The 11,751-nt window shown below is 46.2% G+C and carries 11 protein-coding genes; 6 read left to right on the plus strand and 5 right to left on the minus strand.

The window, feature by feature from the left end:
* Window positions 1-92 precede the first annotated feature (92 nt).
* From QUB70_RS18690 to QUB70_RS18705, 4 genes are all read right to left on the minus strand, one after another.
* On the minus strand, window positions 93-1,121 hold the full coding sequence (locus QUB70_RS18690) for a ribonuclease III domain-containing protein (RefSeq protein ID WP_332982626.1): 1,029 nt from the start codon (window positions 1,119-1,121) through the stop codon (window positions 93-95).
* 552 nt (window positions 1,122-1,673) lie between these two features.
* Window positions 1,674-2,408, minus strand: coding sequence for a hypothetical protein (locus QUB70_RS18695; protein WP_332982627.1), 735 nt, complete (start codon window positions 2,406-2,408; stop codon window positions 1,674-1,676).
* Window positions 2,409-2,561: 153 nt separating this feature from the next.
* The gene (locus QUB70_RS18700; RefSeq protein WP_332982629.1) at window positions 2,562-3,347 is read right to left on the minus strand and encodes a PP2C family serine/threonine-protein phosphatase; all 786 of its coding nucleotides are present in this window, start codon (window positions 3,345-3,347) and stop codon (window positions 2,562-2,564) included.
* Between the two features lie 186 nt (window positions 3,348-3,533).
* Window positions 3,534-4,196 carry a vWA domain-containing protein gene (locus QUB70_RS18705; protein WP_332982630.1) on the minus strand — a complete coding sequence of 221 codons (663 nt, stop codon included), beginning with the start codon at window positions 4,194-4,196 and terminating at the stop codon, window positions 3,534-3,536.
* A gap of 266 nt (window positions 4,197-4,462) precedes the next feature.
* Between QUB70_RS18705 and QUB70_RS18710 the strand changes: the two genes are divergently transcribed.
* Genes QUB70_RS18710 through QUB70_RS18725 form a run of 4 tightly spaced genes read left to right on the plus strand, consistent with a single transcriptional unit; the run spans window position 4,463 to window position 6,151 of the window.
* Window positions 4,463-5,065: a Uma2 family endonuclease gene (locus QUB70_RS18710; protein ID WP_332982632.1), complete on the plus strand. Its 603-nt coding sequence runs from the start codon at window positions 4,463-4,465 to the stop codon at window positions 5,063-5,065.
* A gap of 53 nt (window positions 5,066-5,118) precedes the next feature.
* Entirely contained in the window at window positions 5,119-5,229 is a 111-nt protein-coding gene (locus tag QUB70_RS18715; protein WP_332982633.1) for a DUF6737 family protein, read from the plus strand.
* A gap of 27 nt (window positions 5,230-5,256) precedes the next feature.
* Entirely contained in the window at window positions 5,257-5,859 is a 603-nt protein-coding gene (locus QUB70_RS18720; protein ID WP_332982636.1) for a Uma2 family endonuclease, read from the plus strand.
* Window positions 5,860-5,911: 52 nt separating this feature from the next.
* Window positions 5,912-6,151, plus strand: coding sequence for a DUF6737 family protein (locus QUB70_RS18725; protein WP_332982638.1), 240 nt, complete (start codon window positions 5,912-5,914; stop codon window positions 6,149-6,151).
* 111 nt (window positions 6,152-6,262) lie between these two features.
* Here the strand turns inward: QUB70_RS18725 and carB are convergent, their stop codons facing one another.
* Entirely contained in the window at window positions 6,263-9,574 is a 3,312-nt protein-coding gene (gene carB / locus QUB70_RS18730; protein ID WP_332982639.1) for a carbamoyl-phosphate synthase large subunit, read from the minus strand.
* Window positions 9,575-10,223: 649 nt separating this feature from the next.
* Here carB and QUB70_RS18735 point away from each other — a divergent pair.
* Both QUB70_RS18735 and mltA read left to right on the plus strand, forming a co-directional pair.
* Window positions 10,224-10,481 (plus strand): hypothetical protein, encoded by a 258-nt coding sequence (locus QUB70_RS18735; RefSeq protein ID WP_332982641.1) that lies wholly within the window; start codon window positions 10,224-10,226, stop codon window positions 10,479-10,481.
* Between the two features lie 34 nt (window positions 10,482-10,515).
* The gene (gene mltA, locus QUB70_RS18740; RefSeq protein WP_332982642.1) at window positions 10,516-11,697 is read left to right on the plus strand and encodes a murein transglycosylase A; all 1,182 of its coding nucleotides are present in this window, start codon (window positions 10,516-10,518) and stop codon (window positions 11,695-11,697) included.
* The last annotated feature ends 54 nt before the right edge of the window (window positions 11,698-11,751 follow it).

Raw genomic sequence — 11,751 nt, forward strand, 5'->3', positions numbered from 1 at the left:
CCGTTATCGTCGGGGTAGATGATCTTTGATTTGTCGGGAGATTGCAGTTGTGTAACCATTGCTTTTTTCCCATTTTTTTTTAGGAGTTGATTTTAGTTTAGCCGATCGCCTGTTTCCTCTTCCAGTTCGTCAACTGCCGTTTGGATAAAGTTATCCACCAGCCAGTCGCGGGTGCGCGAGAAATTGCTTCCCAATTCCAGGTACTGACTGCCTAGTTTTGCCTTAAAGTCTTTGGGAAAAATTTCTTTGGCCGCTAACATCTTTTTCCAGCGAGTTAGCTGGCTGGCGTTGCGTTCGGGAAAGCGGTTGTACAAATAGTCGATCGCGATCGCATCTAGAATGTCCGCACCCAGGATTTCCCGCCGTTTCACCTCGTTTTCCAGGCTTGTTTGTCGCCGCCCAGTTAGATCCAGATGCTGGCTAACAGTTGTTTCAATCAAGCGCTGAATCAGCCAGTTTCCCCCACGAAAAAAATCGCGGTCGAACTCCAAGTAAATCGCGCCAAACAAAGCCTCAAAAGTCTCAGAAAAAAATCTATTGTACTCGCTTTTTTCGGTTTCTTTCCCATTCCCTACGCGCCAACATAGTTCGTTTAATTTCAAACTTTGTGCAAATTCCGCAAGTTTTTTCGGGTCGGCTAAACGAGCTTTTAAGGTTGAGATAGCATCTGGATCTAGTTCTGGATATTCGCGGTACAGGTAATCGGTAACAACTGCACTGAAAATCGCTCCGCCTAGAAGTGACAGCCGTTTGTGCTTAACCTCTTGCCAAGCGGGAGACTCCTCCGGGCGATCGGGGTAATCGCTGGTATAGTAACGGCTATTCAAGGCAATTTCCAGCAGTTTTGTCTGCTGAAAGCTGGAAAGGTCGATCGCTGCTTTGACTGCTTCAACATCCACATTCACATTGTTATTTTTTATTAGCTCTAATTCTTCTTCACATTTTCCCCACTTTTCCAACCAATCACCGCCAGTATCTTCAACATACAAATCCACAAAATCTACCCCGTAATTCATCCATTCATCCTGCATTTTTCTGGCCGCTTCCAGTTCTTCCCAGACTTTCTGCAAGTTATTTTCAACGGTGTTCGTACCTTGTACTGTCATAGTATTGGTTTTCATGTAATTTGATTTTATTTCCAACAAATTCACCGCGATTAAATCAAATCTCTATTTAATTTGCACTGCCTGTTGCTAGTTATTTCACAAGATTGATTGCTTGGGTAAATCTTCCCGTTGCTTAGCCAGGACTTACGCAGCACCTGTTGCCTTTCATCGTGTCAACAATCGCCTCAAAACCTTTGTATCTCTCGTTTATAACCGAGTCTCGATCCCTCTAAATCCCCCTGAAGAAGGGAAACTTTAAGTAGACTCCTGTCCCCTCCTTAAGAAGGCGATCGCTGGGGGGATCGAGGGCCTAATACTCAAACAGCATACCGATGCTACGTTTGAAATTAAATTGACACCTATGCCTGTTGCCGCAGTTTGCCAGACCCCTCCCGGAAACAGAAAAGGGGAGGAAGAATCTTGGCATAGCCTTCCCTTTTGCGGGAAGCGGTCTGAGGGTTAAGTTTGTGGCATTGTCGAGAATTCTGGAATATGTAAGTTATTCAAAATTTCTTGTTCACCGAGTTTTTAGCAGTCGGACTATTCTCAGCAGCAGATCGGGTTGATTTAAGGGAACTTGAGGTAACGACCTGCGGGCAAATTATCGCTATTATATAATGCAATATTAACTAACTGGTTCAGGAAATTTGCATCGGTTTTATTATAACTTAAAAATAATCCTCTGTCAATCCCCCAATCTTGAAGAGTTTGTTGCCAATTTTGATATTTTTCTTGAGAAAACTCATCAGAAAGAGTAGTGACTTGAATGCAGAGGGGCTGCTGTTGGCGGTTGCTAACGATCGAATCGGTTGCCATAGAAAGATCCGCAACATAGCGATACAAAACAGTACCTTGGCGTTCGACAATCCGGGCTGCGATCGCTCGAATGACGAGATCGTCAGCCGGATCGAATTTACCGGCCTTGAGTTTTTGTTTCCAGATGTAAAATTTGCGATCGTTTTCCCTCAGCCATTTAGGAAATAGATAGCTGTACCAATACCTTTCCCCCGGACTCATTAACTCAAACGCGGCTTTTTGTTCTCTTTCCGAAGGTAGAGATTGAACTGCCAGCCAAACCTGAGAATCTCGGATAAGCTGTAGCAAAAAAGCCATCACAAATTTTTTAGCAGTTAGCGAACCGGGTTTAACATCTTTCAGCCAGCGATTGATTTCATCCAATCTTTTCGCCAAACTCGGATCTATTGGATCTGCTTCGCTAATTAGGGAGTTGAGCTTATCCTTAATCTCTTGTGCTTGCAAACGACGACCTACTGTACAAACTAAACCAGAATTGTGTGACACCTCGATTTTATTATAGAAGCGCACCAAATTTTCACCGCTCGCTCGGTTGAACGCATTAGACTTGCGGCCAAATTCAGTAGCGGGAATTTTTAAACGCAGATAAACAACGCCGATTGACTTAGATGGATGTTCGCTTTTGCCAACAGTCTATTTTTAATTGTCCTGTGCCTCCGAACTCGCAAAAGTTGCTAACAATAATGTTAAGTCATCATCGGTGCGTTCGGACACGCGGGGCGATCGCAAAAATGACTCTAACTGCTGTTTCGCATCTTCCTCTTCTTTCCACTCGCCAGAAAACCGAAACAAAGGCGCAAAAAACGGCTGGTGCGGCGTACCTTCCGGGATTTTGAGGGCTAGCATTTGCAAGCCGTCGGAAAAAACCGCCAAGTGCCGCAGTTTTTCCCGCAGTACCTGAAATTGCGCGGTTTCGATCGCATTTGGCGAAATCAAAAAGATAGTTTCGTTGATGTATTCGCCGCAAGGGGGTACAGTCAGGGCGATCGCATTTCCTGTACTGTCGCCCGCCACCGCCGCACCGTCGCCGATTTGAGCAACAGCGATTAATTCCGGCGTAGCAACAACCGCAATTAAAGTACAGGCTAAATCTCTCGCCGCCGTTTCCCGCACTGCCGCTTCTGCTTCCACCTGCGCCCGCGCGACTTGCAGCGATGCACTCAAGAATACCTGCCATTCGCTGTCATTTTGAGGCAGCCTTTCCTGTTGCCGGCAAATCGTTTCCACAACTGCTTCTACAGCAATTTTCGCCCCCACTTCTGCGAGTGTTGCCGAACCAGCGCCGTCAGCAACTGCTGCTACCAAAACACCGTTCGGCAAGATGCGCCAGCAGTGGGCATCTTGACAGGGCTGCGATCGTTTTTCGTGGCTCGTACCTATCACCGATGCCGCTACAACTTGCCAATTAAAAGATGAATTCTCCATTAATAACTCTTTTATTCAAAACTGCGTAAATTCAAAACTTAGTGTGCGCGATGGATACCTTAAGCTGTGCTGTATTTAAATTAAATATTTTGGGCGGGCTAGAAGCCCACCCCACAAGAATTTGATAATTTCTTGAGATACAATTTAAAGGCTTAGCGAGCTTGCCAACTGCCAACTGCCAACTGACTAAACAGTTCCCCATCCGGGCGGCGGCAGTGCGACTTGTTCGTCAATTTTTGAGTGAGAAACTCTCTGCATACTAGCCGACAGCCAGATGAACATCTCTCGAAAGTCTAATCCTCTCAATTTTACAGGAGTGCGCTCGACAATTTGCGCGAGACGGGCGATATTAGCACCTTCGACTCCCACTGCAAAAAATGCCACGCGCTTGTTAGTTTCTTCCTCTTTAATGCGCTGTGCTGCTATTTCCACAACATCGTCTGATTCGCCTTGAGGTTCGCCGTCGGTAATCATAAATATCCACGGGCGGTAATAGGTAATGCCGTTATTGCGGTATTCGGATTTGCGGGCGGCAATGGTGTCTAGTGCTAGCTGAATGCCGGCGCCCATGTGGGTTTGCCCTTGAGCTGTCAGCAGCGGTGTCTCGAACTGGTCGGCGGTCACGAAGTCTTGCACGACTTTGATATGATTGTCAAATGAAATAATCGCGACTTCAACTCGCTTTTTAGCTAGTTCGTCTTTAATTAGGTCATTCCTAAAGACTTCCAGCCCCTCATTCAAGGCATCTATGGGTGCGCCTTGCATGGAGCCGGAGGTGTCCAGCAGGAGGACGCAGGGACACCGCGGCTCTGGGTTTTCGGCAAATTCTACGGCTTCGTCTAGTCTCATGGTTCGGGGTTGACCTTGGAGTGGCTCGATTTTTTAGGTTTGTTACTTTACCTCAGTAACATATTTAAGTGCAAATTGCTAGGGCGATCGCATTTTACCATTTGTGTGAAACATAAGTATAAAATATCAGTGTCAAATATCAGAAAGGCGATGGATTTTTTATTCATCCGCGCTCATCGGCGTTCATCTGCGGTCAAAAAAACAAATTCATTCCTGCCTGTGCTAATATAGGCTAATAGTATTCCTGGAAAATAAGGGTAAATATTATGATCGCAACAGTCACACACAAATTAACTTTTGACCAATTCCTTGTAGAATGTCCAGAAGATGGACGCTACGAACTGGTGAACGGAGAGATTGTAGAGATGAATGCGACAAGAAATCATGATGATGTTGCTGATTTTACGTCTGACTCATTTAAAGATCAAATTAAACGGCTAAGTTTAAATTATGTAGTCAAAAATACCGCCGTTATCAGAACTGTAAGTAAAGCCGGCATCGAACAAGGGCGGAGACCGGATGTCAGCGTAATCGATCGCGACTTGTGGCGATCGAACCGTTCTGCTTATGCTGCTTTACGGGAACCAATTCAATTAGCAGTGGAAGTAACATCGACGAATTGGGATGACGATTACATTGATAAATTGGACGAGTATCAGCGCCTCGGAATTCCTGAGTATTGGATTGTCGATTATTTAGCAATTGGCAGTAGGGAATTTCTGGGAAATCCCAAAGTTCCAACTATATTTGTCCACCTTTTGGATGCAGATGGTAACTATCAAACAACTGCTTTTAAGGGCAGCGAGCGAATTGTGTCGCGGACTTTTCCCGAATTAACGCTGACAGCAGAACAGGTGATGAATGTTTAAATTGGTTCGATCTAGCTAGCCCGATCGTTAATATATACAAAATTACTGAAAATATGAAAAATGTTTCCGATAAAAAAGCTATTAGTCCTTGGAATTACAAACCTTGGTGGTGTCAGCCTTGGTCAATTATCTTGACTGGTAGCCGTGGTACGATCGACAAATAGCGTTCCTGGAAAATAAGGGTAAATATTATGATTGCAACAGTCACACAAAAATTGACCTTTGACCAATTCCTAGTAGAATGTCCCGAAGATGGACGCTACGAACTGGTAAATGGAGAAATTGTAGAGATGAATGCCACAAGAAATCATGATGATGTTGCTAATTTCATGTTATTTGACTTCAATGATGAAATTCGGCGACTGAATTTGAATTATGTAGTCAACATTACAGCCGTTATAAGAACTTTAAGTAAAGCTGGAGTAGAACAAGGGCGGAGACCGGATGTCAGCGTAATCGATCGCGACTTGTGGCGATCGAACCGTTCTGCTTATGCTGCTTTACGGGAACCAATTCAATTAGCAGTGGAAGTAACATCGACGAATTGGGATGACGATTACATTGATAAATTGGACGAGTATCAGCGCCTCGGAATTCCTGAGTATTGGATTGTCGATTATTTAGCAATTGGCAGCAGAGATTTCCTGGGAAATCCCAAAGTTCCAACTATATTTGTCCACCTTTTGGATGCCGATGGTAACTATCAAACAACTGCATTTAAGGGCAGTGAACGAATTGTGTCGCGGACTTTTCCCGAATTAACGCTGACAGCAGAACAGGTGATGAATGTTTAAATTAGGTTAATTAACCTAACTCTCTTATTATCTATACAAAATTACTGCAAATATGAAAACTGTTTCTGAACAAAAACCTGTTAGTCCTTGGAGTTACAAACCGTGGTGGTGTCAGCCTTGGTCGATTCTTTTGACAGGTACGAGTCTGATTAGCGGTAGTTGGTTTTTGTTAAAAACTGTTTGGATAACTGTTTTAGTCGCGATTCCTTTATTGGCTTGGATGGGTTTTTTCTTGTTAGTGTGGCCGAGGTTGATGCTGTCTAGCGGAGTTTTGGATGCCGATGCAGATTAGGTTTGGGTGGCGCACACCCTACGTTGTGGGTAAGGTGCGCTGAAGTCCTCGACGCATAACCTCTATATGTAGGGTGCTTGTGGCGCACCCTACGTTTGAGTGTTTCGCAGTCTAGGTTTGCGGGTAATAGTCTTGAATTGCTTTTACTTCCATCGGGTTTGATTTGAGCGATCGAATTCCCGCTGCTGTCGCTTTAGCACCGGCTATTGTCGTAATAATCGGAATTTTGTAAGTCAAAGCTGTGCGGCGAATAAAGATGCCGTCGGCGCGGGATTCTTCGCCGGAAGGCGTGGTAATAATTAGTTGGATTTTCTCATTCTTGATCGAGTCCAACAAATTCGGCCGCCCTTCATGCAGTTTCAATTCCAAATCTACGTCTAAACCTTGCTCTCGCAAAACTTTGCGGGTGCCGTGAGTTGCTACTACTTTGAAACCCAATTCCAAAAATTCCTTGACAACCGGTACAACTGCTAGTTTATCGCGCTCGCGCATAGAAACCAGCACGGTTCCCGACAGCGGCATCAATTGTCCCGCGCCGAGTTGAGCTTTGGCAAATGCTTTGCCAAAATCTGTGTCAATCCCCATTACTTCGCCGGTCGATCGCATTTCCGGCCCTAACAAAGTATCAGTCCCTGGGAACTTAGCAAACGGTAGCACAGCTTCTTTCACGGAAACGTGAATGGGTACAATCTCTTTCGTAAAACCCAAAGCTTCCAGAGTTTGACCGGACATGACTCGCGACGCGATTTTTGCTAGGGGAACTCCGATCGCCTTGGAGACAAAAGGTACTGTTCGAGAAGCGCGCGGGTTAGCTTCCAAAATGAAAACTTGTTCCCCTTGAACGGCAAATTGAATGTTCATCAACCCGATCACTTTCAGGGATTTTGCTAATTCTATCGTCCAGCGGCGGATTGTTGCTAAAGCGGAGTCGGGAAGCGTTTGGTAAGGGATAGAACAAGCTGAGTCGCCGGAGTGGATTCCCGCTTCTTCGATGTGTTCCATAATACCGCCGATTGTGACATTCCCAGTAGTATCGGCGATCGCATCTACATCGACCTCGATCGCATTCTCCAAGAACTTGTCAATTAAAATCGGATGATCCGGTTCTACGTGTACGGCATAAGTCATGTAGCGTTCCAATTCTGCATCGGAATAAACAATTTCCATTCCACGCCCGCCTAACACGTAACTCGGCCGCACCACCACCGGATAACCGATCCGTTGAGCTACGATTAAAGAATCCTCAAAACTCCGCGCCAAACCGTTAGCAGCTTGCTGAATATCCAACTCCCGCAGAATCTTTTCAAATCTTTCTCGGTCTTCAGCACTATCAATTGAATCCGGCGAAGTTCCCCAGATTTTTGTTTGTACGTCAGGATGATTTTCGAGAGCCTTTTGTAAAGGAACTGCCAATTTTAACGGGGTTTGTCCGCCAAATTGAATGATTACTCCCTCGGGATTTTCCGCCTCGATGATGTTGAGAACATCTTCTTTTGTTAGAGGTTCAAAATACAGGCGATCGCTGGTATCGTAATCTGTCGAAACCGTCTCCGGGTTCGAGTTGACCATAATTGTCTCAAACCCGTCTTCCCCTAGGGAATAGGAAGCGTGACAGCAACAGTAATCAAACTCAATCCCCTGTCCGATCCGGTTCGGCCCGCCGCCTAAAATCATCACTTTTCGCTTGGTAGAAGGCAAAACTTCTGACTCCGGCGCGAGACTGTGACCGACTGGTGAAATTTTCTTTTCTTCATCGCCCAATTCCCAAATTGCCGCGCCCACTTCGTAGGTGGAATAGTAATAGGGTGTAAACGCTTCAAATTCAGCGGCACAGGTATCAACTGTTTTGTAAATCGGCACTACGCCCAACTGTTTGCGGTAGGCGCGGACTTCATCTTCCGATGTTTTGGTGGCGTAAGCAATTTGGCGATCGCTAAATCCCAACTGCTTTACTTCAAACATTGTCTCTTTTGTCAACTGGTTGAGCGCAGTCCGTTTCAAGAACTTCTCGGCGTCCAGCAATTCCTGCATTTTATCCAAAAACCAGGGGTCGATTGCTGTGAGCTCGAAGACTTCTTCCACCGACATTCCCATCATCATCGCGTGGCGAACTGTAAAAATGCGATCGGGATTTGGCGTGCGCAATCCGGCGCGAATTTGTTCCAAACTCGGCAATTTTTCCGGTTTGTCGCACCCGAAACCCGCGCGACCGGTTTCCAATCCCCGCAGCGCTTTTTGGAAAGATTCGTTGAAGGTTCGCCCGATCGCCATTACCTCCCCAACTGACTTCATTTGCGTTGTCAGAGTCGGTTCGGAACCGGGGAACTTTTCAAAGGCAAATCGGGGAATCTTCGTCACCACGTAGTCAATTGTCGGCTCAAAAGACGCCGGAGTTTTCTTGGTGATATCGTTGGAAATTTCGTCTAGGGTGTAACCTACCGCTAATTTTGCCGCCATTTTTGCAATGGGGAAACCGGTTGCTTTCGAGGCCAAGGCGGAGGAACGGGAAACTCGGGGGTTCATTTCAATGACGATGAAATCTCCGTTGACTGGATTGACGGCAAATTGAATGTTAGAACCGCCAGTTTCCACTCCGATTTCGCGGATAATTTTCACCGAAGCATCCCGGAGGCGCTGATATTCTTTGTCTGTCAGAGTTTGAGCCGGCGCGACGGTGATCGAATCGCCGGTGTGGACGCCCATCGGGTCGAGATTCTCGATCGAACAAATAATCACCACATTATCTGCCAAATCCCGCATCACTTCCAGTTCGTACTCTTTCCAACCGATCAAAGATTGTTCGATCAAAATTTGCGATACGGGACTAGCATCAACGCCGCCTTGGGCCATTTCTTCAAACTCTTCTTGATTGTAAGAAATGCCGCCTCCCGTGCCGCCCATTGTAAAAGCAGGACGAATAATTAACGGGTAACTGCCGATTTGGTGGCCGATTGCTTTGGCTTCGTCGAGATTGTTGGCAATTCCAGAAGGGCAAACAGCGACGCCAATTCGCGCCATTGCTTCCTTAAATAAAAGTCTGTCTTCTGCCATTTCAATTGCTGGCAACTTAGCACCAATCAACTCGACGTTGTATTTTTCTAAGACGCCATTTTTAGCGAGTGCAACTGCTAAATTTAGCGCCGTTTGACCGCCCATCGTCGGTAAAATTGCTTGAGGTCTTTCTTTGGCAATGATTTGTTCGAGGATGGCCGGCGTTAGAGGTTCGATGTAAATGCGATCGGCCGTTTCTGGATCGGTCATAATTGTTGCTGGGTTGGAATTTACCAGCACTACTTCAAAACCTTCTTCTCGCAAAGCTTTGCAAGCTTGCGTCCCCGAATAGTCGAACTCGCACGCTTGGCCGATAACAATTGGGCCGGAACCAATGAGAAGAATCTTTTTTAAGTCTTGGCGACGGGGCATAGGTTCGTAATTGGTAATTGGACAAGATTAATGATTAACTCGACATTTTTGCATCAGTCTTAGAAACAGGCTTTCTGAGCTGTTCCACCAAAAGCTTACTCAAAATAGTGCAAGTTTTGTTGTTAATTTGAGATTGTGCACTATTATCAGCATTTTGGAAGCGGAACCTCGCGACTCCGGCTGGCAGACACCGCCAGCTAACCAGAAATATTGATTGGAAAAGGGTGCAGTCGATCGGTAAATCCAGACTATTTTAAGTGTTGCGGTCAAATCGTGTTCTAAAATACACAATCCGTGTCTTCTGCCGGATTAATCATTGTAGGGACACGGCACTACCGTCTCCTGACTGTGGAAAACGGGTAAAATTCACCGGATGGGATGATGAAATTGCCCTCTGAACCCGCCAAGGATGTGACAATCGTACATCCAGCCGTGCAGGTGCGGTAGATGGAGGGAGGACACCGCACCGTGCCGTTTCCTTACCCCAAACATCGATCGCCCGCCAAGTATGCCACAATCTAAGCTTGCACCAATCTCTCCCCCTCCCCCCCTCTCCCTATCCAACCTACTAGATCGGGGAATGCGCCGAGTAAGAGGTAAAATATGAAATCGTTCTAAAAGCTTAAAATCAAAAATCTAAAATACAAATATGCCTAGAACTCCCAGCGAATATTCCGTGCACCTGCTGCTTGAGGGCGGCCACCGCGAAGAAATCCGTTTCGCAACGCTGCAAGATTTTCAACTGTGGTACAGCAAAACCCTGGTTCCCAAACAAGATTCGTCCGAATTTCTCAATGTCCCGATCAAAAATATTCAAGGCGAATACATGGTTGTTCGGCCTACCAGCGTTCTCGGAATTCGCGTAGAACCGATATATAGTTCTAGCATCGAGCGATACGAGGAATAAGGAAAGTTATCAATTGAGTAGGAAAGATTGGAAATTGAACAAGATTTTTCGCTATCAGCTATTAGCGATCGCCTGTTGCGTTTTGGCGATCGCTTTTTCGGTGCCCGTCGTTGCAGTTCCGTCGCTGCAACCAATTAGTATAAATCAATTGCAAGCGAGTGAATTGGAGTCGATCGGGCTTGACGCTCAAATCTGGGGCGAAAATGGCAAACCCGGTGATAAAGAATTGCTGTTAAAGTCGATCGGCAACAGCCTCCGCTATCTCGACTCCCAAGCCGCTGCAAGTGCTTACAGCCGCTATGGGGTCGCAGGAATTACGCGCGATCGAGTTCGGCGTTCCCTCGATCGATTCCGCCAATTAGTTGTCAGTTCCACAACCCCAGCACAACTCCAGGAATCTGTCAAGCGCGAATTTGTTTTTTACAAATCCACGGGAAAAGACGGCAAAGGAACAGTTGCATTTACGGGTTATTTCGAGCCGACTTATTCCGCATCTCGCACGCCGAATTCCGAATACCGTTACCCCCTGTACCGCGTGCCGCCAAACATGGGTTCTTGGCCGAAACCTCACCCGACGAGATTGGAGTTGGAAGGCGCAGATGCTTTGCAGGCAAGCAAAGGATTGCTGCGGGGATTAGAATTAGTTTGGTTGCGCGATCGATTCCAAGCATTTCTCGTGCACGTCCAAGGTTCCGCGAGATTGCAGCTAACAGACGGTAGCGTCATGACAGTGGGTTTCGCGGGCAAAACCAGTCAGAGTTATACAGGTGTCGGGCGAGAATTAGTTAAAGACGGCAAGTTTACTTTAGACCAGCTAACATTGCCGAAACTAACCGAATATTTTACCAATTTTCCGGCGGAAATGGACAAGTATTTGCCGAAAAATCAAAGCTTTGTGTTCTTCCGGGATACTAACGGAGTTCCAGCCACAGGCAGCATTGGAGTGCCCGTAACTGCCGAAAGGTCGATCGCCACCGACAAAGCCTTAATGCCACCGGGCGCGCTAGCATTAATCAGCACAAAATTGCCTTATCCAAATGCGGCGGGAAAACTAGAACAAAATGCGGTGAACCGGTACGTTTTGGATCAAGATACCGGCGGTGCAATCAAAGGCGCGGGGAGAGTTGACGTATTTATGGGAACCGGAAATTTAGCGGGCGATCGGGCCGGTTATATCAACTCAACTGGAGAACTGTATTATCCGCTTTTAAAGTAATTGTAGGGTGCGTCAGTCGAGAAAAACTTAATTGTTAACGATAAAACTCAAACT

The sequence above is a fragment of the Microcoleus sp. A003_D6 genome (assembly GCF_036702825.1).
GTDB lineage: Bacteria > Cyanobacteriota > Cyanobacteriia > Cyanobacteriales > Microcoleaceae > Microcoleus.